The organism is Streptomyces resistomycificus (genome assembly GCF_001514265.1).
Classification (GTDB): domain Bacteria; phylum Actinomycetota; class Actinomycetes; order Streptomycetales; family Streptomycetaceae; genus Streptomyces; species Streptomyces resistomycificus.
On the sequence record NZ_KQ948989.1, the window covers coordinates 807,455 to 833,612 of the forward strand.

13 protein-coding genes are annotated in these 26,158 nt (G+C 72.7%); 7 read left to right on the forward strand and 6 right to left on the reverse strand.

What is annotated here, in order from left to right; translation table 11 throughout:
• Positions 1 to 35 precede the first annotated feature (35 nt).
• The 3 genes from AQJ84_RS08625 (at position 36) to AQJ84_RS08635 (ending at position 3,112) form a co-directional block, all read left to right on the forward strand.
• Positions 36 to 404: a hypothetical protein gene (locus AQJ84_RS08625; protein ID WP_030039872.1), complete on the forward strand. Its 369-nt coding sequence runs from the start codon at positions 36 to 38 to the stop codon at positions 402 to 404.
• A 100-nt stretch (positions 405 to 504) separates the two neighbouring features.
• Positions 505 to 2,520, forward strand: coding sequence for an NADPH-dependent 2,4-dienoyl-CoA reductase (locus AQJ84_RS08630; protein WP_053190116.1), 2,016 nt, complete (start codon positions 505 to 507; stop codon positions 2,518 to 2,520).
• Between the two features lie 31 nt (positions 2,521 to 2,551).
• A complete protein-coding gene (locus AQJ84_RS08635; protein ID WP_030039869.1) occupies positions 2,552 to 3,112 on the forward strand; it encodes a PadR family transcriptional regulator in 561 nt (186 codons plus the stop codon).
• 36 nt (positions 3,113 to 3,148) lie between these two features.
• Here the strand turns inward: AQJ84_RS08635 and AQJ84_RS08640 are convergent, their stop codons facing one another.
• From AQJ84_RS08640 to AQJ84_RS08665, 6 genes are all read right to left on the reverse strand, one after another.
• Positions 3,149 to 3,682, reverse strand: a complete 534-nt coding sequence (locus AQJ84_RS08640; protein WP_030039868.1) for a hypothetical protein — start codon at positions 3,680 to 3,682, stop codon at positions 3,149 to 3,151.
• A gap of 204 nt (positions 3,683 to 3,886) precedes the next feature.
• Positions 3,887 to 4,897, reverse strand: a complete 1,011-nt coding sequence (locus AQJ84_RS08645; protein WP_030039867.1) for a fibronectin type III domain-containing protein — start codon at positions 4,895 to 4,897, stop codon at positions 3,887 to 3,889.
• Positions 4,898 to 5,339: 442 nt separating this feature from the next.
• Positions 5,340 to 5,750: a PTS-dependent dihydroxyacetone kinase phosphotransferase subunit DhaM gene (locus AQJ84_RS08650; RefSeq protein WP_053190117.1), complete on the reverse strand. Its 411-nt coding sequence runs from the start codon at positions 5,748 to 5,750 to the stop codon at positions 5,340 to 5,342.
• Entirely contained in the window at positions 5,743 to 6,342 is a 600-nt protein-coding gene (gene dhaL / locus AQJ84_RS08655) for a dihydroxyacetone kinase subunit DhaL (RefSeq protein WP_030039865.1), read from the reverse strand. The genes AQJ84_RS08650 and dhaL overlap by 8 nt, the downstream gene beginning before the upstream one ends.
• A gap of 50 nt (positions 6,343 to 6,392) precedes the next feature.
• Positions 6,393 to 7,385 (reverse strand): dihydroxyacetone kinase subunit DhaK, encoded by a 993-nt coding sequence (gene dhaK, locus AQJ84_RS08660; RefSeq protein WP_053190118.1) that lies wholly within the window; start codon positions 7,383 to 7,385, stop codon positions 6,393 to 6,395.
• A gap of 233 nt (positions 7,386 to 7,618) precedes the next feature.
• Complete coding sequence (locus tag AQJ84_RS08665; protein ID WP_030039862.1) at positions 7,619 to 8,566, reverse strand: methionyl-tRNA formyltransferase; 948 nt, start codon at positions 8,564 to 8,566, stop codon at positions 7,619 to 7,621.
• A gap of 255 nt (positions 8,567 to 8,821) precedes the next feature.
• Here AQJ84_RS08665 and AQJ84_RS08670 point away from each other — a divergent pair, with 255 nt between their 5' ends.
• The 4 genes from AQJ84_RS08670 to AQJ84_RS08685 all read left to right on the forward strand — a co-directional run bounded on the left by AQJ84_RS08670 (position 8,822) and on the right by AQJ84_RS08685 (position 25,984).
• Positions 8,822 to 10,171, forward strand: coding sequence for a lysine N(6)-hydroxylase/L-ornithine N(5)-oxygenase family protein (locus AQJ84_RS08670; RefSeq protein WP_053190119.1), 1,350 nt, complete (start codon positions 8,822 to 8,824; stop codon positions 10,169 to 10,171).
• Between the two features lie 98 nt (positions 10,172 to 10,269).
• The gene (locus AQJ84_RS08675) at positions 10,270 to 11,322 is read left to right on the forward strand and encodes an iron-siderophore ABC transporter substrate-binding protein (RefSeq protein WP_051869783.1); all 1,053 of its coding nucleotides are present in this window, start codon (positions 10,270 to 10,272) and stop codon (positions 11,320 to 11,322) included.
• Positions 11,323 to 11,441: 119 nt separating this feature from the next.
• On the forward strand, positions 11,442 to 25,778 hold the full coding sequence (locus AQJ84_RS08680) for a non-ribosomal peptide synthetase (RefSeq protein ID WP_053190120.1): 14,337 nt from the start codon (positions 11,442 to 11,444) through the stop codon (positions 25,776 to 25,778).
• Positions 25,775 to 25,984 carry an MbtH family protein gene (locus AQJ84_RS08685; protein ID WP_030039857.1) on the forward strand — a complete coding sequence of 70 codons (210 nt, stop codon included), beginning with the start codon at positions 25,775 to 25,777 and terminating at the stop codon, positions 25,982 to 25,984. The genes AQJ84_RS08680 and AQJ84_RS08685 overlap by 4 nt, the downstream gene beginning before the upstream one ends.
• Positions 25,985 to 26,158: the final 174 nt, after the last annotated feature.

Sequence of the window (26,158 nt, forward strand, 5' to 3'; positions counted from 1 at the left end):
GGCGCCGCGCCGCCGCCACGAGAGGAGCGATCACGATGGATCGCGAGCGATCGCACGAGGAGTCCGTCTCCGTCGAGATCAGCGGATGCAGCAAGGAGGATGCCCGGATCGTGTTCGACACGCTGGGCACGTGCTTCGAGTCCGACCGGGGTGCCGACGAGGCGCCGCAGCAGCTCCACGAGACCCGCCCGATGGTGTGGCTCGGCACGTTCGAGGTCACCGACACGCACGAGTGCCCGAGCCCGGCCCGGCTCTCGTCCTCGGTGGAGGCGGACGCGCAGGGCAGCTACTGGGCGATCGAGCGGCTGCGCGGCACGCTGGACTCGATGTTCGCGGTGCGTGACCTCTCCTCGGCCTCCGGGGACCAGGAGCGGGAGCTGCACGTACTGCTGGAAAGCCGGTGACCTGCGGCACATCACACCAGGGGTTCTTGTGCAACTAGTTGCATAATCCGTGCGCGGTCCTCTAGAACAGAGGGGACGACACCGCGCACGGAGGCCTGCCATGAGCCGTTACCCGCACCTGCTGACCCCCCTGGACCTGGGATTCACCACGCTGCCCAACCGCGTCCTGATGGGTTCGATGCACGTCGGCCTGGAGGAGGCCGAGCGTGGCTTCGAGCGCATGGCGGAGTTCTACGCCGCCCGGGCGCGCGGGGGAGTGGGGCTGATCGTCACCGGCGGCATCGCACCCAACGACGAGGGGCGGCCCTACGAGGGCGGTGCGAAGCTCACCACCGACGCCGAGGCCGAGCAGCACGCGCTCATCACCGAGGCCGTGCACCGCGAGGGCGGCCGGATCGCGATGCAGATCCTGCACTTCGGCCGGTACGCCTACCACCGGGACCTCGTCGCCCCGAGCCCCCTCCAGGCCCCGATCAGCCCCTTCGTGCCGCGCGAGCTCACGGACGCCGACGTCGAGAGGACCATCGACGACTACGCCCGCGCCGCCCGCCTGGCCCGGCAGGCCGGCTACGACGGCGTCGAGATCATGGGCTCCGAGGGCTACCTCATCAACGAGTTCATCGCCGCGCAGACCAACCAGCGCGCCGACCGCTGGGGCGGCTCGTACGAGAACCGCATGCGCCTGCCCGTCGAGATCGTCCGGAGGGTGCGCGAGGCCGTCGGCGAGGACTTCATCATCGTCTACCGGCTGTCCATGCTGGACCTCGTCCCGGGCGGCTCGACACTCGACGAGGTGATCACCCTCGCCAAGGCTGTCGAGGCCGTCGGGGCGACCATCATCAACACCGGTATCGGCTGGCATGAGGCCCGCATCCCCACCATCGCCACCTCGGTGCCGCGCGGCGCCTACACCTGGGTGACCAAGCGCCTCATGGGCGAGGTGTCCGTCCCGCTGGTGACCACCAACCGCATCAACACCCCCGAGCTCGCCGAGGAGCTGCTCGCCTCGGGCTGCGCGGACATGGTGTCGATGGCCCGGCCGATGCTCGCCGACCCCGACTTCGTGGCCAAGGCGGCGGCCGGCACCCCGGAGGCCATCAACACCTGCATCGGCTGCAACCAGGCCTGCCTCGACCACACCTTCAGCGGCAAGATCACCTCCTGCCTGGTCAACCCGCGCGCCTGTCACGAGACCGAGCTGGTCCTGGCCCCGACCCGGCTGCGCAAGCGCGTCGCGGTCGTCGGCGCCGGACCGGCCGGACTCGCCTGCGCGGTGTCGGCGGCCGAGCGCGGCCACGAGGTCACGCTGTACGACGCCGCGGCCGAGATCGGCGGCCAGCTCAACGTCGCCCGCCAGGTCCCCGGCAAGCAGGAGTTCGACGAGACCATCCGCTACTTCCGCCACCAGCTCGACAGGCACGGCGTGGACGTACGGCTGAACACCTGGGTGGCCGCCGAGGACCTGGCCGACCACGACGAGGTGGTCGTCGCCACCGGTGTCACCCCGCGCACCCCCGACATCCCCGGCGTCGACCACCCGAGCGTGGTCGGCTACCTCGACGTCCTGCGCGACGGCGCCCCCGTCGGCGACCGGGTCGCCATCCTCGGCGCCGGCGGCATCGGCTTCGACGTCGCGGAGTTCCTCACCGACGGCGGCGACAAGGCGAGCGAGGACCCGGCGACGTACTTCCGCCAGTGGGGCGTCGACATGGACTACGCGGCCCCCGGCGGCCTGACCGCACCCGAGCGCCCCGCCCCGCCCCGCACCGTCCACCTGCTCCAGCGCAAGACGAGCAAGGTCGGCGCCGGACTCGGCAAGACCACCGGCTGGATCCACCGCACCGAACTCAAGCACCGCGGCGTCACCATGGTCCCCGGCGTGAGCTACGACCGGATCGACGACGCCGGCCTGCACGTCACCGTCGGCGACACCAGCACCGTCCTGGAGGTCGACACCGTCGTGCTGTGCACGGGCCAGGACCCGCGCCGCGACCTGTACGAGGCGCTGATCGCCGCGGGCAGCAGCGCCCACCTCATCGGCGGTGCCGACGTGGCCGCCGAACTGGACGCGAAGCGCGCCATCAAGCAGGGCACCGAACTGGCGGCGACGCTGTAGGGGCCCCGCGCGGCGTCCCTAGGATGAGGCCATGTCACTCCCGCACGCGATTCTCATCGCCCTGCTCGAAAGGCCGTCGTCCGGACTCGAGCTGACCCGCCGGTTCGACAGGTCGATCGGCTACTTCTGGTCGGCGACGCATCAGCAGATCTATCGCGAGCTGGGAAAACTGGAGGCGGAGGGACACATCCGCGCGCTGCCCGCCCAGCAGCCGGCCCGCGGGCAGAAGAAGCGCTACGAGGTCCTGCCCGCGGGCCGTGCCGAGCTCGGGCGGTGGACTGCCGCATCGCAGGACCCCAAGCCGCACCGCGACGCGATGCTGCTGCGGCTGCGGGCCGCGGCGGTCGTCGGAACGGCCGGCCTCGAGGCCGACCTGCGTCGCCATCTCGACCTGCACCGGCTGCAGTTGGCGGAGTACCAGGAGATCGAGAAGCGCGACTTCCCGCCCGGCAACGACAGCGCGCAGGCCAGGCTTCAGCACCTGGTCCTGCGCGCGGGCATCGAGCTGGAGACCTTCTGGACACAGTGGCTCGCCGAGGCGCTGGCGGAACTGCCCGACGCGCAGCCGCCCGTTGCCGACGACCGGCCCTAGGAGCGGGGCCCGGAGAGGCTGCGGACACCCCTGGAGCTAGAGGCGGTAGGGCTTCGAGCGGCGGCGCAGGAACCAGGCCGTGGCCAGGACGCCCGCTCCCACCAGGCTCCCGCCGACCGCCAGCGTCAGGGTGCCGTAGTCCTTCGAGGCGCCGCCCAAGCCGCCCATGACGCCGCGCGAGGGCGAGGCCGTGGGGGAGGCCGTGGGAGTGGACACGGGGGTGACGATGACCGACTGGGTGCCCGCGGTGGTGCCGTTCGAGCACATGACGATCACGGTGTACGTGCCCGCGCTCACGCTGGACCAGGCCGCCGACTGGAGGTTGCTCGCCCCCGACAGCGCCACCTGGCGTCCTTGGGAGAAGTTCGCCTGGCTGCTGTTGAGGAGCGAGGCGGTGCCCCAACTGCCGTTGACCTGCGTGCAGGCGCTGGTCGTCACGGAGACCGTGGAGCCGGTGGTGCTCACGGAGATGCCCGAGACGGCGGCGGCCGGCATGGCGGTCAGGGTGAGCGGCAGCGCGGCGGCGGCCACGGTCAGGCCGGAGCGGAGGAGTAGCTGATGTGTGTGCATGGACCTGTCCTCCGGCGGCACGGTTGGCGGTACATCCCTAGCGCCGCCGAGGGTCGGGGAACGCCCGTGCTGCCCTCAGAGGCAGCCAACGCGCCCCCGGCCCGGTCCGCATGCGGACCGCCACCGGCCAGGTGACGGATTCCATCGTCCGGCGCAAGCGAGGGCGTGAGCGGATGCGGATCACGGTGCGTGAGCGGACGCGGATCACGGCCGCGGTTTCACGCCCGTCGTCACCGTCCGCTCCGCCGAGAACCCGCCCCAGGTGCCGTCCGGCAGCTTCGCCCGGATCCGCACCCGGTGGGTGACGCCCGCCTCCCGTCCCAGATAGAAGCCGTACGTCGCCCGGTCGCGCGGCGCGGACCCGCCGAACACCAGCGAGGTCGCCGGCCGGCCGTCGAGGTGGACCTGGTACTCGGTGACCACGCCGTCCGTGCGGGGCGGCACCCAGGCGAGGTCGAGGTGGTACGCCCCGTCGGCGCGGCGGGTCGTCGCCTCGAAGCGGGTGGGGGCGGTGGCCCGGCCGTCGTCGGTGCCGCTGCCGGTGGTGGTGAGGCGGAGCGGGCCTGCGGCGGACGAGACGTTGTCGGCCGCGTCCCTCGCCCGCACGGTGAAGGAGTAGCGGGTGCCCGGCCGCAGCCCGGTGACCACGGCCGCGGTCTGGCCCCCGCCCACGCTGTGGATCTTCGTCGGGCCCTGGTGGATGTCGTAGGACGCCACGTCCCGGTCGTCCGTCGAGGCGTCCCAGGACAGCTGGACGGCGCGGCTGCCGGCCGTCCGCCCGCGCAGCCTCCCCGGTCGTGAGGGGGCCGAACGGTCCGCCGCCACGGCCGCCGGGGTCGTCGCCCGCACCTCCCGGCTCCGGGGCCCGCGGCGCCCTTCGGAGTCGCGCGCCCGCACGGTGAAGACGTACCGGGTCGACGGCTTCAGCCCGGTGATGTCGACCATGTGCCGTGAAGCCGGCACCTCCTCGATCTTCGTGGTGCCGCGATACACCTCGTAGCGGCTGATCCCGGCGCTCAGGGCCATCGCGTTCCACATCACGTGCACGCTGGTGGCACTGCCGGCGGCGGCGGTGACGCCCGTCGGCGCCCCGGGAAGCCGCTCGCTCTCGTGCTCCCCGCCGCCGCTCCCTCCGCAGGCCGTGGCCAACGCGAGCGCCGACACCCATACCCCGAGGAGGCGGAACAGGGCAGCGGGGGCGGGGACAGGTCGCACGGCTGCCTCCCGGAGGACGCGAGGGAAGAGCAATGGTCCGGACCAATATGGCGCGACCGGCGCGATCACATCAAGAGGGCGGCGATCGGAACCTGTGGGCCGCTGGGCCCGGTGGGCGCCACCCGGCGCGCCGTGCGGCCCCCGCGGTCGGCGCCTGCCCGCCGGGGTGCTCGCCGACCCTCTGTGCGGGTTTCGTATGCTGAATCCCTTCGCGACCGAACTCGCCCTGGGAGAGGGTGAGTTCGCTCCGCGACGCGCGGACCGCTGTCGTCGCTGATCCCGCGCCGGTGCGGGCGGCCGGGAGGCCGGGACCTCTGGTGGGTCCGAGCCCCCGGCCCCCGTCGGGGGTTCGGGCCGTGCACATGCTCCGGCCCTCTCTCGGTGGCCCCCTGAGCCGACAGGGCGTCAGAGGGAAGGGCTCACCCGGCCGTCCGGGCGGGCGTCACACCTTCCGGTAGGTGTAGGCCTCGGCGGCCGCCGCCTCCACTGCCGGGAGGTCGGCGCCGGTGGCCGCCGTGACGACCGCGGCCACCGCGCCCTCGACGAACGGGGCGTCCACCAGGCGGGTGCCGTCCGGGAGTTCGTCGCCCTCGGCGAGCAGCGCCTTCACGGTGAGGACCGCGCTGCCGAGGTCGGCGAGGACGGCGACGCCGGCTCCCCGGTCCACGGACGCGGCCGCGGCGGCGATCAGTTCCGCGCTGGTGCCGAGCCCACCGCCCTCGGTCCCACCCGCCGGGGCGATCGGCGGTGCGTTGCCGCCGCCCACCAGCCCTTTGGCCAGCTCGGCCACCGACGCGGCGACCTCCGCGCTGTGCGACACGAGCACGATCCCGACCAGCTCCGCGTCACTCACCGGCGGCCTCCACGAGCCCCGCGACCAGCAGCGACGCCGAGGTGGCCCCGGGATCCTGGTGCCCGATACTGCGCTCCCCGAGGTAGCTCGCCCGGCCCTTGCGGGCCTGCAACGGCGTGGTCGCCACAGCGCCCTCCTCGGCGGCGGCCCGGGCGGCGGCGAAGCCGTCGCCGAGCGCGTCCAGGGCCGGGACCAGCGAATCGATCATGGTCTTGTCGCCGGGTGCGGCACCGCCGAGAGCCATGACCGCGTCCACGCCCTCACGCAGCGCCGCGGCGAACCGCTCCTCGGAGACCTCGGCGGCGTCCCCGAGCGCCTTTCCGGTGCGGCGCAGCAAGGTGCCGTACAGCGGCCCCGAGGCGCCACCGACCGTCGAGATGAGAACGCGTCCGGCGAGCGTGAGGACCGCGCCGGGCGTGTCCGGCGCCTCCTTCTCCAGCGTCGCGGTCACCGCGGTGAACCCGCGCTGCAGATTGCTGCCGTGGTCGGCGTCCCCGATGGGCGAGTCGAGAGCGGTGAGCCGTTCCGCCTCACGGTCGACGGACGCGGCGGTCGCCGTCATCCAACGGCGGAAGAAGTCGGCGTCGAGCACTGGATCTCCTTGCGTGGTCGGTACGTTCGGTTCGCCGGCTCCCGGCGTGTTCACACTCCCCAGCGCAGCCCCGCCGTCTTCACCGGCGCGTTCCACAGACGCAGCAGCTCCTCGTCGATCTGACACAGGGTGACCGAGGCGCCCGCCATGTCGAGCGAGGTGACGTAGTTGCCGACCAGGGTGTGGGCGACGCCGACACCACGCTCGGTGAGCACCCGCTGCACCTCGGCGTTGAAGCCGTACAGCTCCAGCAGCGGGGTGGCGCCCATACCGTTGACCAGGACGAGTACGGGGTTGCGCGGGGTCATGTCGTCGAGGATCGCGCCGACCGCGAAGTCGGCGATCTCCCGCGAGGTCATCATGGCCCGCCGCTCCCGGCCCGGCTCGCCGTGGATGCCGACCCCCAACTCCAGCTCGCCGGGCGGCAGATCGAAGGTCGGGCTGCCCTTGGCGGGCGTGGTGCAGGCGCTGAGCGCCACGCCGAAGCTGCGCGAGTTCGCGTTGACCTGCTGGGCGATCGCCTGCACCCGCTCCAGCGGCTGCCCCTCTTCGGCCGCGGCGCCCGCGATCTTCTCCACGAACAGCGTCGCGCCCATGCCCCGCCGACCGGCCGTGTAGAGGCTGTCGGTCACGGCCACGTCGTCGTCGACCAGCACCTTGGCGACCTGGATGCCCTCGTCCTCGGCGAGTTCGGCCGCCATGTCGAAGTTGAGCACGTCACCGGTGTAGTTCTTCACGATGAACAGCACCCCGGCGCCGCTGTCCACGGCCGCCGCGGCACGCACCATCTGGTCCGGCACCGGAGAGGTGAACACCTCGCCGGGGCAGGCCCCCGACAGCATCCCGGGCCCCACGAAACCACCGTGCAGCGGCTCGTGCCCCGAACCGCCGCCGGAGACGAGCGCGACCTTCCCCGCCACGGGCGCGTCCCGCCGTACGATCACCCGGTTCTCGACGTCCACGGTCAACTCGGGATGGGCGGCCGCCAGCCCACGCAGCGCGTCGGCGACCACGGTCTCGGGGACGTTGATCAACATCTTCACGGGTACCTCCTGAGCGATGGCAGATGAGCGTCCGACCCGACCGTTTCGGATGCCTGCTCTGGGAAGTATCGACGTTGAGGGAGCGCGGGTCACGTGTGCGGGCCCCCGGGCGCGTTCATCGGCGTGCTGCGCGCCGAATCCTCCCGGCTCGGCCTCGCCGCGGCGCGTCCGGAGTACTCCGGGGCGCGCCGGCCCGGCGCGCCCGGTCACGGCCGGGGGCGTGAGTCTGCTGCTCAGGGGTGAGTCGTGAGGTAGCCGCCCATCGCGGTGAAGTACTCGGTTCCCGTCAACTCCCTTCCCTCCTCGGTCCGTACGCGTGTGATGGCCAGCCCGTGGTTGCGTCCGGTACGGGCGTCGGCGCCGGCGACGATCACCACGCCGTCGCCCTCGCGGTAGAAGATGCGCCCGGGGGTACCGCCGTAGCGGCCCTGGGACACCACCGCGGCCAGGACCTCGAGCCGCTTGCCCTTGTGGAAGGTGTAGGCGCTGGGGTAGGGCGCGGACTGCGCGCGGACGAGGCGCTGCAGATCCTCGGCCGGCCAGGTCCAGTCGATGCGGCTGTCCTCGATGGACCGCTTGTGGAAGAAGCTGGCCCGGGAGCGGTCCTGTCGGGTGAACTCCGTCTGTCCGGACGCGATGAGGCCGAGGGCCTCGGTGGTGACCGGCGCGATCAGGTCGACGGTCTTGTGGAACAGGTCGGTGGCCGTGTCCGTCGGCTCGACCGGGACCGCGCGCTGGAGGACGATGTCGCCGGCGTCGAGCTCCTCGTCCATGAGGTGGGCGGTGACGCCGACTTCGCTCTCGCCGTTGATGAGGGCCCAGATCAGCGGGGAGAAGCCGGCGTACTTCGGCAGCAGGGAGTCGTGGACGTTCAGCGTGCCGTGGCGGGGCAGGCCGAAGATGTGCGGGGGGATCCAGGTCCGCCAGTTGTTGGCGACGATGATGTCCGGGTCGGAGTCCTTGAGCCGTTCGAACAGCTCGTCGTCGTCGGGGCGGTTGCGCAGGAGGACGGGGACGCCGTGCTCCTCGGCCAGATCGGCGACCGAGTCGCTCCAGATCTTCTCGTAGACGTGTTCGCTCTTGGGGTGCGTCACGACCGTCACCACGTCGTGCTCGGAATCCAGGAGTGCCTGCAGGGTGCGGTGACCCCAGGTCTGATAGCCGAACATGACGACCCGCATGAAGTTCCTCCTCAGGGCAGGCTGACGGGCCGTCAGTTCGAATAGGCGTCCTGTTGGACTCGAACACCACGCACACAGTGGCTGTTTGACGACTCGTCAGTCATTTTCCGTCTGGTTGTCTGTCCGTTTCGTCCTATCGACAGTTCCACAGCATAAGCTTAGGCTTCCCTAAGTTCTAGGGGTTCGCAGTGTTGCGTGCTCCCCTCCCGCTGTCTCCGAGGCCGGGCTCACCGGCCGCCGCAAGATGGGAGTGACATGGCTCAGGATCTTCCGGGCGACACACCTCCGGTACACGACCTCATAGGCATCGGCTTCGGCCCTTCCAACGTGGCCATGGCGATAGCACTCAGCGAGCACAACGCGGGCGTCGGCAGGCAGCAGGCGGTCACCGCCCACTTCTTCGAGCGGCAGCCCCGATTCGGCTGGCACCGCGGCATGCTGATCGACGACGCGACCATGCAGGTGTCGTTCCTCAAGGACCTGGTGACACTCCGCAACCCCACCAGCGAGTTCAGCTTCCTGTGCTATCTGCAGAGCCGGGGACGGCTGATCGACTTCGTCAACCACAAGAACTTCTTCCCGTTACGGATGGAGTTCCACGACTACTTCGAGTGGGCCGCCGCCAAGATCGACGACATGGTCTCCTACGGCCATCAGGTAGTCGCCGTCGATCCCGTGGTGCGCGACGGAGTGGTGGAGTACCTGGACGTGACCGCCCGGTCGGGGGAGGAACTGGTCGTCCACCGGGCCCGGAACATCGTGATCGGCACCGGGCTGAAGCCTCGCATGCCGGACGGCGTCGAGCGCACCGACCGCATCTGGCACAACGCCGACCTGCTGAGCAAGGTGGACCTGTTGGAGGGCGCGAGCCCCACCCGGCTCGTCGTGGTCGGCGCCGGCCAGAGCGCCGCCGAGAACGTGGCCTACCTGCACAGCCGCTTCCCCGGCGCCGAGGTCCACGCAGTCTTCTCCCGCTACGGCTACAGCCCCGCCGACGACAGCAGCTTCGCCAACCGCATCTTCGACCCCGAGGCGGTGGACGAGTACTTCGCCGCTCCCGAGGGCGTCAAACGGAAGTTGATGGACTATCACGCGAACACCAACTACTCCGTGGTCGACATCGATCTGATCGACGACCTGTACCGCCGGGTGTACCAGGAGAAGGTCCTGGGCACCGAGCGGCTCAGGTTCCACAACGTCTCCCGGCTCACCGACGTCGTTCAGACGCCGGACAGGGTCCGGGCGACCGTCCGCTCCCTGGTCACCGGCGAGGAGACCCTGCTGGACGCCGACGTCGTCGTCTTCGCCACGGGCTACCGGCCCGACGACGGCCTCGCCCTCCTGGGCGAGGTGGGCGGCCTGTGCCACCGTGACGAAGAGGGCCGCGTCCGGGTGGAGCGGGACTACCGGGTGGCCGTACGCCCCGAACTGCGCTGCGGCATCTACCTGCAGGGCGGCACCGAGCACACCCACGGCATCACCTCCGACCTGTTGTCCAACACCGCGATCAGAGTCGGCGAGATCCTGGCCTCCATCCTCGACCGGGGACCGGGGGCAGCCACCGAGTCCCGCCCGCTCACGGACGGGATAGGCACCCCCCGCTAGACCGTCCCGAGGTCCAGCCCCCCACATCGCCGCGCGCTGCCCGGTCGTCGTACCCGGCAGGCGCGGCAGCCCTGTGAGATCCCGTGAAAGGAACCAACGTGTTCAGTGGTACACGCCCTGCGCCGGCGCGGTACGTCAGACTCGTTCCCCGGGCGGCCGTGGCCGTCGTCGCCGCGCTCGTCCTGGCCGCCTGTGGGGGCGGGACCGACAACTCCACCTCCGATTCCACCTCTTCGGCGGCTTCCGACGCGGGGAAGTCCGCGGCGTTCCCGGTCACGGTCGCGCACAAGTACGGCAGCACGACCATCGACGAGGAGCCCGAGAAGGTCGTCACGCTGGGTCTGTCGGACCAGGACGCGGTCCTGGCGCTCGGCGTCAAGCCGGTCGGGGCCGTCGACTGGTTCAAGGAGCGCCCGTACGGCAAGTGGCCGTGGGCCAAGGAGCTGTGGGGCTCCGACGCACCGGAGATCGTGGGCGAGCGCGACGAGTACAACATGGAGAAGATCGCGGCGCTGAAGCCCGATCTGGTCATCGCCCAGTACTCGGGGATGAAGAAGGAGCAGTACGACACCCTCTCCCGGTTCACCAAGGTCGTCGCCCAGCCCGAGGAGTACGACGACTACGCGGCGCCCTGGGAGGTGATGACCCGTCAGATCGGCAAGGCCCTCGGCAAGGAGGACCAGACCGAGAAGCTGATCTCGGACATCGACGCGCAGTTCAAGGCCGTCCGTGACGAGCACCCGGAGTTCGCCGACCTGACCCTCGCCGTCGCTGACAGCTTCGAGGCCGGCAAGTACTCGGCGTTCACCAAGGGTGACCCGAAGGCGATCTTCTTCACCGAGCTCGGCTTCACACTGAAGCCGGAGATCGACAAGCTGGCCAAGCCGGGCTGGAACGTGGCCGAACTCAGTGCGGAGAAGCTGAACGTGCTCGACGTCGACCGCCTGGTGTGGGTCACCTCCAGCACCGAGGCCAACGACCGCATCAAGGCGGAGCCGCTGTACAAGAAACTGAAGGTCTCCCAGGACAAGCGTGACCTGTTCGTGCCCTACCAGGACCCGGACATCGGCGCGGCGTTCTCCTTCAACACGGTCCTGTCGATCCCGTACGCGATCGACGAGATCACTCCGCTGCTCACGGCCGTCAAGTGAGGTGACGGGCGGCGGCAGCACGATGCCGCCGCCCGAGCCGCACCGTGACGCAGCCGCGCGGCCGCGGGCACACCGTACGACTCCTCTACTGACGTGCCAGCAGGGAAGGGCGACCCACCATGCCTCACGCCGAGTCGGACCGGACGACCGCAGCCGGGATGCCCCTGACGGGCGGGCAGTCCGGCATCTGGCTGGCCCAGCAGATCGAACCGGACAGCTCGGCCTACCACCTCGCCTACGTCCTCGAACTGCGGGGCGACGTCGACCTGGCCCGTCTGGTCGCGGCCGTACGCGGTGCGGTCGGGGAGGCCGAGGCACCCCACGTCCGGTTCACGGCCGAGCGGGGGACACCGTGGCAGACCGTCGCCCGGTTCCCCGTGGACGTGCTCGTCCTCGACCTGCGGGGCGAGCCCGACCCCGAGCAGTCGGCGGCCGCGTGGATGGACACCGACCGGCGCCGGACGGCGCCGCTCGAGGCCGGGCCGCTGTTCGCGCAGGCGGTGCTCAGGCTCGCCGACGACCGCGTGCTCTGGTACCAGCGCTACCACCACGTCGTCGTCGACGGCCTGGGCGTCGTACTGCTCACGCGGCGGGCCGGCGAGCTCTACACGGCGGGCGACCAGGACTCCGCGGCTCCCGACTGGGCGCTCACACACCTGGTCGACGCCGACGAGGCGTACCGGCGGTCCGCCCAGCACCGGGCGGACCGCGCCTACTGGCTCGACCGGCTGACCGGCCGGCCCGAACCGGTGCGCCTCGTCGAACGCGCCCCGACGCCCATGACCCGGCGGCTGCGGCGCACCACGGGACTGTCCCCGCGCACGGTCGCCCGCCTGGACGCCGTGGCCCGCGGTGCGGGTACCCGGCTCTCCCGGCTCCTGGTCGCCGCGGTCGCCGCCTACCTGCACCGCACGAGCGGTGCGCGCGACCTCGTCCTCGGCCTGCCGGTCACCGCCCGCCCCGACACCGTGCCCGCCGTGCCCGGCATGGTGTCCAACGTCGTACCGCTGTGCCTGTCCGTCCATCCGGGCACGACCGGCGCCGAACTCGTCGCCCACGTGCGGCAGGCGGTCACCGAGGCCGTCGAACACGGGCGCTACCGGGCCGAGGACCTGGCCAGGGACCTGGGGCTGGCCGACGGCGTGGCGGAACTGGTCGGGCCGACGGTCAACGTCCTGCCCCGCACCGCGGACCTGCGCTTCGGCGACCACGTGAGCGAACTCCACCCGGCGTGGCTCGGCCCCGTCAGCGACCTGGCCTTCAGTTTCTCCGAGGCGCCCCCGGGCCAGGGCGTCCGCCTCCACCTCGACGCGGACGCGGACGTCTGCGACGAACAGGCACTGCACGACCACGAGCGCCGCTTCCTGTCGCTGCTGGACGCACTCGCCGAGGACCCCGACCGCCCGGTCGGCCGTATCGACCTCACCGACGGGGACGAACGCGCCCTGCTGCTCGACGAGTTCGGCGTGGCGCCACGCGAGGTGCCCGAGGTGTCCTGGCCCGCCGCGTTCGAGGACCGGGTGCGCCGCGCACCCGAGACGGTGGCGCTGGTCTGCGAGGACCGGGAACTGACCTACGCCGAGCTGAACGCCGCCGCCAACCGGCTGGCCCGGCTCCTGGTGTCGCGCGGGGTGCGGGCCGAGGACATCGTCGCCGTGGCCCTGCCACGCTCACCCGAACTCGTCGTCTGCCTGCTCGCGGTGCTGAAGACCGGCGCCGCCTACCTTCCGCTGGACGCCGACCACCCACAGGACCGCATCGCCTACATGCTGGCCGACGCGGGGGCGCGGGCCGTGGTCACCGTGCGCGACCTGGCCGCCGAACTCCCCGGGGAACCGGTGGTCGCCCGGGTACTGCTGGACGACCCGGCCACGGCGGCCGAGTGCGCCGCGCAGGACGCGTCCGACCCGGGTCTGCCGATCCCGCTGGGGCAGGCCGCGTACGTCATCTACACCTCGGGTTCCACCGGCCGCCCCAAGGGTGTCGTGGTCACCCACGACGGTGTCGGCAGTCTGATCGCGACCGCCACCGACCGGATCGGCGTCGACTCCGACAGCCGCGTCGTGCAGTTCGCCTCCGTCGGCTTCGACGTGACGGTCTGGGACCTGATCATGTCGCTGTGCGTGGGCGGCCGGATCGTCGTCGTCCCCGCCGAACGCCGGGTCGCGGGCCCCGCCCTCACCGAGTACGTCGCCCGGCACCGCGCCACCCACATGATCCTGCCGCCCTCGCTCGTCTCCGCGCTGCCGCGGGACTGCCCGCTGCCCGACGGAGCGGTTCTCGTCGTCGGCACCGAGGCGGTACCGAGCGAACTGATCGCCCGCTGGTCGGGCCGCATGCGGGTCGTCGTCGCGTACGGCCTGACCGAGGCCAGCGTCAACTCCACGCTGTGGCTCGCCGACCCCGGCAGGCCGGGCCCCGCGCCCATCGGCCGGCCCGACCCCAACACCCGGGCCTACGTCCTCGACGCCGCGCTGCGCCCCGTACCGGTGGGAGCCGAGGGCGAACTGTACGTCGCCGGGCGGGGGTTGGCCCGCGGCTACCTGGGCCGGCCGGCCCTCACCTCGGAGCGCTTCGTCGCCGACCCCTTCGGGGCACCCGGTACCCGTATGTACCGCACCGGCGACCGGGTGCGCTGGAGCACCGACGGCAACCTGGAGTTCCTCGGCCGGTCCGACGGTCAGCTGAAGGTGCGCGGCCACCGGATCGAGCCGGGCGAGGTCGAGAGCGCCTTCATGGCCTGCCCCGGCATCGCCCAGGCCACCGTCCTGCTGCGCGAGGACCACCGGAGCGTGAAACGCCTGGTCGCCTACCTCGTCACGGAGCCGGACGGTACGGACGCCGACGCCGCAGTGGCGGCCGCGCGGGCCCAAGTGGCGGACATACTGCCCGACTTCATGGTGCCGTCCGCCGTCGTCGTCCTCGACGGCCCGCTCCCGCTGACGCCCAACGGCAAGCTGGACGGCCGCGCCCTGCCCGCGCCCGGCTGGACCGCCCTGAGCGGTGCCGACGCGCCGACCAGCCCCGTCGAGCGCCGGCTCGCGGACCTGTTCGCGGAGGTCCTCGGCCTGCCGTCGGTGGGCGTCCACGACAGCTTCTTCGAACTCGGCGGCGACAGCATCGTGGCCATCCAGCTCGTCAACCGCGCCCGTGCGGCCGGGCTGCCGATCACACCGCGGGACGTCTTCCGGCAGCGGACGGTGGCCGCCCTCGCCCGGGCCGCTGACCGGGACGCGGGCGCCACGACCCCGGCAACCGGTGTGGACCTGGACGAAAACGCCCTGCCCGTGTCGCCGCTCCAGGAGGGATTCTTCTTCCACGCGCGCTTCGACGACCAGGCCACCGACGTGTACCTGGTCCAGGAGCTGTTCGAGCTCACCGGACCGGTCGACCCGGACCTGCTGCGCCGTGCCCTGCAGACGCTGCTCGACCGGCACCCCCTGCTGCGCGCCTCCTTCCGCCAACTCCCCGACGGACGTGTGGTCCAGCGGCTCGCCGAGCACACCACCCTGCCGTGGCGGCAGGCCGACATCGCCGGTACCGGGTGGGACGAGGTGCTGGCGGCGGACCGAGCCGAGCCGTTCGACCTGGCTCGGCCCCCGCTGCTACGGGCCGCGCTCCTGCGCGACGGCCGACGGCATCGCCTGCTGCTCACCCTGCACCACATCATCGCCGACGGCTGGTCGGTCTCCGTCCTGCTGCGCGAGCTGCTCGCCCTCCTCCGGCGCGAGGAGCTCGCCGATCCCGTCGGCCCGCACCCGTACCTGGCCTGGCTGGCGAGCCGGGACCGCGAAGCCGCGCGCGAGGCGTGGCGGCGGACCCTGGCCGGCCTGGCGGGGCCGACCCTGCTCGCCGAGTCCCTGGCCACGGCGAACGAGCAGGAGGGCCCCGTCCGCCCGGCACACCTCGACGTTCCGTTGCCCGCCGGCCTCACCACAGACCTGACGAACCGCGCCCGGACCCACGGCCTCACCACGAGCACCGTCGTCCACGGCCTCTGGGGCCTGCTGATCGGTGGCCTGACCGGCTCTCAGGACGTGGTGTTCGGGTCGACGGTGTCCGGCCGGACCACCGAGGTCGACGGACTCGACCGCGCCGTCGGCCTGTTCGTCAACACCGTCCCGGCCCGCGTACGCCCGCGTCCGGAGGAGTCACTCACCGCGCTGCTGCGCCGTGTCCAGGACGAGCACGCCGCCCTGCTGGACCACCAGCACCTCGGTCTGGCCGACATCCAGCGGACCGCGGGAGGCGGCGAACTCTTCGACACCCTCGTCGTGTTCGAGAACCAACCAGCGGCAGACCTGGATTCCGGCCACGGCACGGACGCGCCACGCGTCACCGGCGCCGAGGTGTACGACGCGGTCCACTACCCCCTGGCACTGATCGTCGACCCGGGCGGGGACACCGGGCTGCGGCTGAGGTTCAAGCACGACGCCACACTGCTGGACGGCCCGACGATGGAAGCACTCGCCGGCCGATTCGTGGACCTGTTGCGGACGTTCGTGTCCGACCCGGACCGCCCGGTCGCCCGGACCTGCCTGCTGTCCGGGCGGGAACTCCGGCGCGTCGCCGAGTCGAACGACACCGCGCGACCGGTTCCCGACGCCACCCTCGCGTCGCTGATCGCCGCGCAGGTGGTACGCACCCCGTGGGCCACGGCGGTCGTCTTCGAGGGCACCGAACTCAGCTACGCCGAACTCGACGCCCGCGCCGAGGCGTTGGCCCGGCGGCTGCGCGCGCACGGGGCGGGCCCGGAGCGGTACGTCGCGGTCGCCGTTCCGCGCTCGGCGGAGCTGATGGTGGCGCTGCTGGGCGTCCTCAAGGCGGGTGCCGCCTACCTGCCCGTCGACCTCGACTATCCCGCCGACCGCATCGCGTTCATGCTCGGCGACTCGGGCGCGCGGACCGTCGTCACCACCGCCGAGGCGGCCGGACGGCTGCCCGAGGGGCCGGGTCCGGAACGGCTGCTGATGGATCGCCCGGTACCCGAACACGAGGCGGACCTCCCCGTCACGCCTGGGGAGGCGGCCGGCCCGGACCATCCCGCCTACCTGATCTACACCTCCGGCTCCACCGGACGCCCCAAGGGGGTCGAGGTCACCCACCGGGCGATCGTCAACCGGCTCGCGTGGATGCAGGGGGAGTACGGGCTCGGGGCGGACGACCGGGTGCTGCAGAAGACGCCGTCGAGTTTCGACGTGTCGGTGTGGGAGTTCTTCTGGCCCCTGACCCAGGGCGCCGCGGTCGTCCTCGCCCGGCCCGACGGCCACCGCGACCCGGCCTACCTGGCCGGTCTGATCCACGCCGAGCGGATCACGACGACACACTTCGTACCGTCGATGCTGGCCGCGTTCCTCCAGGTCATGGAGACCGGCACGGGCAGGCCGGACGGGCCCAACTGGTCGTCGAGTCTGCGCCGGGTGTTCTGCAGCGGCGAGGCGCTCACCGGCGCCGACGCCCGCCGGTGGAGTGAGCTGACCTCCCGCGCGGGGCACGCCCCGGTGCCGCTGCACAACCTCTACGGGCCGACCGAGGCCGCCGTGGACGTGACGTACTTCCCCTACGAGGGCGGCGGCGAAGGCCTCGTCCCGATCGGCCGGCCCGTGTGGAACACCCGGCTGCACGTGCTGGACGCGTTCCTGCGCCCGGTGCCGGACGGGGTGCCCGGCGAGCTCTACCTCGCCGGTCTGCAACTGGCCCGCGGCTACCACGGTAGGCCCGGCCTGACGGCGGAACGCTTCGTCGCCGACCCGTCCGGTGCGCCGGGCGAGCGCATGTACCGCACCGGGGACCTTGTCCGGCGCCGGGCCGACGGGGCGGTCGAGTACCTGGGACGCACCGACCGGCAGGTCAAGATCCGTGGGAACCGCGTCGAACCCGGCGAGATCGAGGCACTGTTGGGTGGCCTGCCGGGCGTCGCCAGGGCAGCCGTCGTGGTGCGGGACGGCGCCCTCGTCGGGTACGCCGTTCCCGTGCCCTGCCCCCAGGCGCCCGGCACCGAGGCCCTGCGCGACGCGCTGGCGGACGCCCTGCCCCCCGCCATGGTGCCGTCCGCCGTCGTGGTCCTCGACGAACTCCCCCTGACGCCCAGCGGAAAGCTTGACCAGAACGCGCTGCCCGCACCGGCCGTCGCCCCCGTCGCCGCCGGACGGGGCCCCGGCGACGAGCGGGAACGCGCCCTGTGCGAGATCTTCGCCATCGTGCTCGGCGTACCGGGCATAGGCGCCGACGACGACTTCTTCACCCTGGGCGGCGACAGCATCACGTCCATCGCCGTCGCCACGCAGGCCCGGGAACGGGGACTGGAGATCGCCCCGCGCGACGTGTTCGAGCGCCGCACTCCGGCCGCACTCGCCGCCGCGGCCCGGGACGTCCGGGCCGACGCCACGCCCGCAGACGTGACCGTCCCGGCCGACGCCACGCCCGCAGACGGCACCGACCGCTCCGACGGCACCGACCGCTCCGACGCCACCGACAGCGCCGGCGTGACCGTGCGGGCCGAGGAGGCGGGACAGGCCGCGGCCGCCCTGAAGGCCGTACTCCTCCAGCAGGAGCGATCCGGAGCGGCCGTCGACCCTGCCCTGCGCGCACTGCTCGACCAGCTCACCGCCGCGGCCGGCCCACCCGGGGAGCCCCGGCCGCCCGCGCCCCTGGGCGGGGCGGAGCTCACGCCCGAGGAGACCGCCCGTGTCGAGGAGGCCGCCGGGGGACTGACGGTCGCGGACATCTGGCCCCTGTCCCCGCTCCAGGAGGGCATGTACTTCCACGCCACCTACGACGCCGGCGAGGCACTCGACGTCTATCTGTCCCAGGAGACCCTGGACCTCGACCACCGCGTCGACGCCGGCCGGCTCCGGGCCGCCTGCCGCACCCTGCTGGAGCGCAACACCAGTCTGCGCGCCGGGTTCGTCAGCGACGGCATGCGCCGCCCGGTCCAGTTCATCGCGGACGGCGCCGAGATACCCCTGGTGGAGCAGGACCTCTCCGCGCTGCCGGCCGAGGAGCAGCGGGCCCGTACGGACGCGCTCCTCGCCGCCGACCGCCGTCGGCGCTTCGACCTGAGCGTGCCCCCGCTGGCCCGTCTGCTGCTGATCCGCCTCGGCGACGGCCGGGACCGGCTGGTCGTCACCCACCACCTCATCGTGTGGGACGGCTGGTCCGCCTGGCTGTTCCTGGAGGAGCTGTTCACGCTGTACGACCGGGCCGGCGACGCCACCGGGCTCCCGGCCCCCGGCTCCTACCGCGACTATCTCGCCTGGCTGGACCGGCAGGACACCGACGCGGCCCTGGCCGCGTGGCGCGGGGCGCTCGCCGGGTTCGACGAGCCGACCCTGGTCGCGCCGACGGGGCGCGACAGCGGGCCGGTGATACCGGCGGACTTCGACGCCGTCCTGCCGCAGGCGACCGGCGACCGGCTGCGCACCGTGGCGCGACGGCACGGCCTGACCCTGAACACCGTGCTGAACGCGGCCTGGGGGCTGGTGCTCTGCGCCATGACTGGCCGCGGTGACGTCGTCTTCGGCACGGCGGTGGCCGGACGCCCCGCCGACGTGCCCCACGCGTCCGGCATCATCGGCATGTTCCTCAACACCGTCCCCGCCCGTGTCGCCCTCGACCCGCACGAGCCCCTGCTCGACCTGCTGCGCAGGACACAGGCCGAACGCGCGGCGGTCATGCCGTACGAGTACGTGGGGCTCGGCAGCCTCCAGCAGGAGACGGGCCACCGCAGGCTGTTCGACACGTTGTTCGTGCTCCGCTCGGCCGACGGCGAGCAGCGGGCCGCCACCCTACGGCGACGGCACGGCATCACCGACGTGACGAACGTGGACGGCACGCACTTCCCGCTCACCCTGATCGTCACGCCGGAATCCAGGCTGCGGGTGACCTTGGCCGCCCGGCCCGACCTGTTCGACGCCCAGGACGCGACGCTGATCCTCGCCCGCTTCACGGCCGTACTGGAACAGCTGGCAGAGGCCCTCGACGCACCGGCCGACGGCGCCACCCCGACCGCCCGCGTCGACCTGCTCCTGCCGGCGGAACGGACCGCGCTGGCCACCCGGTGGGAGACCAGCCGCGCGCCCCTGCCGAACACCACCATCGCCGACATGCTCGCCGTCCAGACCGCCGGCACCCCTGACGCCGTCGCCCTCGTCTTCGGCGAACACGCCCTCACCTACGCCGAGTTGGACGCCCGCATCAACCGGCTCGCCCGGCTGCTGCTGGCCCGGGGTGCGGGGCCCGAGAAGGTCGTCGCCCTCGCGCTGCCGCGCTCCATCGAGATGGTCACCGCTCTGTTCGCCGTGCTGCGCACGGGCGCCGCCTATCTGCCGCTCGACCTCGACCATCCAGCCGACCGGCTGCGGCTGATGGTCGAGGACACCGGCCCCGTGTCGCTGGTGTCCACCACGGCCGTCGCCCCCGCGCTGCGCGGCGAGGCGGGCCCGCCCGCCCCCGAACTCCTCCTGGACGACCCGGCCGTGGCAGCCGAGCTCGCCGCGCTCCCGGACGGCGAGATCACCGACGCCGAGCGGCCGGCGTTCGCCCACGACGTGCCGGACCGGCTGGAACATCCGGCGTACGTCATCTACACCTCCGGCTCCACCGGCCGGCCAAAGGGCGTCGTCACCCCGTACCGGGGCCTGACGAACATGCAGCTCAACCACCAGAGGGAGATCTTCGACCCGGCGATCGCGTCCGCGGGCGGACGCCGTCTGCGCATCGCCCACACCGTGTCCTTCGCGTTCGACATGTCCTGGGAGGAACTGCTCTGGCTCGTCGAGGGCCATGAGGTGCACGTCTGCGACGAGGAACTGCGCCGCGACGCCGAGGCGCTGGTCGCCTACTGCGACCGGCATCGCGTCGACGTGGTCAACGTGACCCCGACGTACGCCCAACTCCTGATCGAGGAGGGCCTGCTCGAACAGGACGAGGCCACGGGCAGGCACCGGCCGGCCCTGGTCCTGCTCGGCGGCGAGGCGGTGTCCGACGCGGTCTGGACCCGGCTGCGCGTCACCGAGGGCACGTACGGCTACAACCTGTACGGGCCCACCGAGTACACCATCAACACGCTGGGCGGATCCACCACGGACAGCGCGACCCCGACGGTCGGCCTGCCCATCCGCAACACCCGCGCCCATGTGCTGGACGCGATGCTCCGCCCGGTCCCGCCGGGCTGCCCCGGAGAGCTGTACATCGCGGGCACCGGCCTGGCCCGCGGCTACCACGACCGGCCCGGCCTGACCGCGGAACGCTTCGTCGCCGACCCGTTCGGAGCGCCCGGCGAGCGCATGTACCGCACCGGCGACCTGGTCCGGCAGCGCCCCGACGGCCTGCTGGACTTCCTCGGCCGCACCGACGACCAGGTGAAGATCCGCGGCTACCGCGTCGAACCGGGCGAGATCGCCACCGCCCTGACCGGGCACCCGGAGGTCGCGCACGCCGCGGTCGTGGTGGCGCCGTCGGCCGGGACGAAGCGCCTCATCGGATACGTGGTGCCGGAGGCCGGCGCCGAGGCGGGGGAGGACCTCGCACGGCGACTGCGCGACCACCTCAAGGCCGTCCTGCCCGACTACATGGTCCCGGCCGCCTTCATGGCGGTGGACACCCTGCCGCTGACCGTCAACGGCAAACTCGACGTCAGGGCGCTGCCCGCCCCCGACCTCAGCGGCACGGCCGCCAGCCGCCCGCCTCGCACACCCGAGGAGGAGACCCTCCGCGCGCTCTTCGCCGAGGTGCTCGGCCTGCCCGAGCAGGCCGTCGGCATCGACAGCGACTTCTTCGACCTGGGCGGGCACTCCCTGTTGGCCACCCGACTCGTCAGCCGCGTCCGCACCGCACTCGACGCCGAACTGGCGATCCGCGACCTGTTCGAGGCACCGACCGTCGCGGAGCTGGTGCGGCGCACCGGCCGCCCAGACACCGGCGGACGGCCCGCGCTGACACCGGCGGACCGGCCCGGCGAACTGCCGCTGTCCCACGCCCAGCAGCGCCTGTGGGTCATCCAGCAGATCGAGTGCACCTCGGCGGCGTACAACTTCCCCCTGGTGCTGCGGCTGCGCGGAGCCTTCGACGTGGACGCCTGGCGTGCCGCCCTCGCCGACGTGACCGCCCGCCACGAGGCGCTGCGCACCCTGTTCACCGAGCGCGACGGCGAGGTGTTCCAACGCGTGCTGCCCGCCGACGAAGCCCGCCCGGTGGTGGAGCTCCTGCACGCCGCCGAGGACGAGGTGACCGACGTCGTCGACACCGCCGTACGCCGGCCGTTCGACCTCGCAGCGGAACTGCCGGTCCGCGCCACGCTCGTGGAGATCGCGCCCGAGGACCATGTCGTCGTCCTGCTGCTGCACCACATCACCACCGACGAGTGGTCCGACCGCCCGTTCCTGCGCGACCTGGCCACCGCCTACCGCGCCCGCACCTCGGCGACCGCCCCTGCGTGGGAGCCGCTGCCCGTCCAGTACGCCGACTACGCGCTGTGGCAGCGGCGGTTGCTCGGCGACCCCGCCGGCCCGGGCAGCCTCGCCGCCCGGCAGCTGGAGTACTGGCGCGGGAACCTGGACGGAGCGCCCGAGGAGCTCGACCTTCCCGCCGACCGGCCCCGGCCCGCGCGGCCGACGTTCTCCGGAGCCGAGTTCGGCATCGAGTTCGACGCGGAGACACACGAAGGGCTGAGGCGACTGGCCCGCGACACCGGCGCCAGCATGTTCATGGTGGTGCACGCGGCCGTCGCCGCCCTCCTGCACCGGCTGGGCGCCGGAACCGACATCCCCCTCGGCGCACCGATCGCGGGCCGGGGCGACGAGGCCCTGGACGACCTCGTCGGGTTCTTCGTCAACACGCTCGTGCTCCGTACCGACCTCGGCGGCGACCCCTCCTTCACCGAGTTCCTGGCCCGTGTCCGCGAGACCGACCTGGCTGCCTTCTCCCACGCGGACGTGCCCTTCGAGGCGGTCGTCGAGTCGATCAACCCGACGCGCTCGCTCTCCCGGAACCCGCTGTTCCAGGTGATGGTCGGCTACCACGCCCGCACCGGTGACGGCCTCGAACTTCCGGGTCTGCAGGCCGAGTTCCTGCCCTTCCGGGTCGACTCCGCCAAGTTCGACCTGGTGTTCGCCTTCACCGAGCGGCCGGCGACCGACGGCGGCCCGGGATCCCTCGGCTGCCGACTGGAGTACGCCACCGAGCTGTACGACCACGAGACCGCCGTACGCATCGGGGAACGCCTGCGCGGGCTGGTCGCCGCGCTGGCCGCCGCGCCCGAACGGCCCGTCTCCCAGGCGGAGATCCTCACCCTGGAGGAACGACGGCTCGTCCTGGAGGACTTCAACGCCACCGCGAGGGACGTCGAGGAGGCGTCCCTGCCCGGCCTGTTCGCCCGTCGGCTCGCCGAACAGCCCGACGCCGTCGCCGTCGTGGAGCGCTCCCGGTCGCTGACGTACGCGCAGCTCGACGCGCGCGCCAACCGGATCGCCCGGCTTCTCACCGCCCACGGCGTGCGGGCCGAGAGCGTGGTCGGCGTGGCCGTGCCCCGCTCCGTCGACATGGTGGCCACCGTGCTCGCCACACTCAAACTCGGCGCCGCGTTCCTGCCGTTGGACCTCGTCCACCCCGCCGACCGGCTCACCTACATGATCGAGGACTCGGGTGCCGCGCTCGTCGTCGGCAGCGAGCCGGTGGCCGGCAAGATCCCCGACGTGCCGGACGTCCCCGTGCTGCTGCTCGACGCGCCCGGGACCGCCGCGGACCTCGACCGGTTGCCCGGCACCCCGCCGGCCACGGCCGCCGTCCCACCGGACCGGGCCGCCTACGTCATCTACACCTCCGGCTCGACGGGCCGCCCCAAGGGCGTAGTCGTCCCGCACGAGGGCATCTCCAGCCTGGTCGCCACCGCCGTGGACCGGATGGGCCTGCGACGCGACAGCCGGGTCCTGCAGTTCGCCTCGATCGGCTTCGACGTGTTCGCCTTCGAACTGTCCATGGCGCTGTGCCACGGCGGACGCCTGGTCCTCGTCTCCGACGAGGCGCGGGTCGCGGGGCCGGCACTCACCGACTTCCTCGCGGAGCAGCGCGTCACGCACATGATCCTGCCGCCGTCCCTCGTCTCGGCACTACCCCAAGGCTGCCGGCTCCCCGACGGATCGACCGTCCTGGTCGGCACCGAGACCGTGCCGCCGGACCTGTTCGAGCGCTTCGGCGCCACCGCCCACCTGATCTGCGCCTACGGGCTCACCGAGGCGACCGTCAACTCCACGCTGTGGCCCTCCCGGGAGCACGGCGGCCGCCCGCCCGGCCGGGTGCCCATCGGCCGCCCCGACCCCAACACCCGCTGCTACGTGCTGGACGAGCGGCTGCGCCCCGTACCGCCGGGCGTGCCCGGGGAGTTGTACGTCTCCGGACGCGGACTCGCCCGCGGCTATCTCGGCAAGGCAGCCCTGACCTCCGAACGGTTCGTCGCCGACCCGTTCGGCCCGCCCGGCAACCGTATGTACCGCACCGGCGACCGCGCCCGCTGGCAGTCCGACGGCAACCTCGACTTCCTCGGACGGGTCGACACCCAGGTGAAGATCCGCGGCTTCCGTATCGAACTCGGGGAGATCGAGGCCGCCCTCACCGGCCACCCGGCGGTCGGCCAGGCCGCGGTGCTGCCCCACCGCGACGGCGACATCGTGCGCCTGGTCGGCTACGCCGTACCCGACAGCGGCCAGGAACTCGACCCCCAGGCGCTGCGGGCCCATGTCGCCGGGCTGCTGCCCGAGTACATGGTCCCGGCCCTCGTCACGGCGCTGGACGGACCGCTGCCGCTGACCCCCAACGGCAAACTGGACCGCAGGGCGCTGCCCGCCCCCGACTGGACCGCCATGACCGGCGACGCCCGCCCGGCCACCGCGACCCAGGCCCGGCTGGCCGCACTGTTCCGGGAGATCCTCAGGCTGGACGACGTCGGGGTCCACGACAACTTCTTCGCGCTGGGCGGCCACTCGATGGCCGCGATGCGGCTGCTCGGCCGGATCCGCACCGAGTTCGGGGCCGAACTGAGCATCCGGGACGTCTTCGACGCGCTGACCGTCGCGGGCCTCGCCGCCAAACTCCACGGAGCGGCGACCGCCCGGCCCGCGTTGCGCCCCGCCGCGACGGACCCCGTCCGAATCGTCGCCCCCGTCCAGCGTCGGCAGTGGGACGTTCACCGGCACACCCCCGGCTTCGATCACGCGCTGGTGCTGCGCTCGCCGGGGGGCCTGGACGCGGACGCGCTCCGGGCGGCGCTCGCCGACGTGACGGCCCGGCACCAGCCGCTGCGCACGGCGTTCACCGAACACGACGGCACGGTCTCGCCCCAGGACGTCGAGGGGCCCCGCCTGGCCGTCGAGAGGTGCGTCGACCTCGACGCCCGAATCGCCGAACTCGTCGCCGAAGTGCCGGACGTGCGGCGGGAGGCGCCCCTGCGGGTCCGGCTGCTCACCGGCGCGGACGGCAGTCAGGCGGTGCTGCTGACCCTGCACTACCTCGCCGTGGACGAGTGGTCGGTGGTCCCGCTGCTCCGCGACCTCACCACCGCGTACGCGGCCCGCGTCGAGGGCCGGGACCCCGGCTGGGATCCGCTGCCGGTGACGTACGCCGACTACGCCCGGTGGGCACACGAGGTACTGGGCGACGCCACCGACCCGGAGAGCCGGGCGGGGAGCCAACTGGCCTACTGGCGACAGGCGTTGAGCGGCGTTCCGGGAGAACTGCCGCTGCCGGGGGACCGGCCGCGCCCGGACGCCGTCGACGGCTCGCGGCGGGCGGCCGGGCATGTGGGGTTCGTGCTCGACGCGGGGCTGCACACGGAGGTCGACCTGCTCGCGCGCGCCACCGGAACCAGCATGTTCATGGTGCTGCACTCAGCCCTGGCGGCGCTGCTCACCGCGCACGGCGCCGGCACCGACCTGCCGATCGCCACCCTGGTCGCGGGCCGCACGGACGACCAACTCGCCGATCTCGTGGGCTGCTTCTTCAACACGGTCGTCCTGCGGACCGACACGGCGGGCGACCCCACGTTCGCGCGACTGCTGAGCCGGGTGCGGGAGACGACACTCGGTGCCCTGGACCGGCAGGACGTCCCGTTCGACCGGGTGGTTGGCGAGACCGGACTGCCCGCGCGGGGGCCCCAGGTGATGGTGGTCCAGCACGAACAGGCGGACCTGGAGGCCCTGGAGGGCGGCATGGGCTCCTTGCAGGCCGTACCCACGGGCGCGGCACGGGCCGACCTGACCCTCGGTTTCCACGAGCCGCGCGGTGACGGACCGGTGCACTGCGCGCTGATCCACGCGACCGACCGGCTCGACACCGCCACGGTGCGGGGCCTCACCGACGAACTCACCACGCTGCTGCGGAGGGCCGTGGCCGCGCCGGAGTCGCCCCTGTCGGAACTGTTCACCGCCAAGTCCACCGTGTCCACGAGGAGTGACCGCGCATGACCACGAACCCGTTCGAGGACCCGCAGGGCAGCTTCCTGGTCCTGGTCAACGACGAGAACCAGCACTCGCTCTGGCCGTCCTTCGCCGAGGTCCCGGCCGGCTGGCGGTCCGTCTTCGGCAAGGCCACCCGCGAAGCCTGTCTCACCTATGTGGAGTCCCACTGGACCGATCTGCGCCCGGCGAGCCTGGTCGACGGGCGGGGGTGACCAGCGTGCGGCAGGCGTGAGGGCGGGCGAGGGCGGGCGAGGACGGGCGCCCGCTGGCCGCGAGCCGGGCGACGCGGTCAGGCGCTGCCGGGTTCGCCGGACGCGCGATGGGGCGTCGGCGGTGCGCCGGTCACCGGCGGGCGCGTTCCGGCGTCGGCGGCCCACTCGACACAG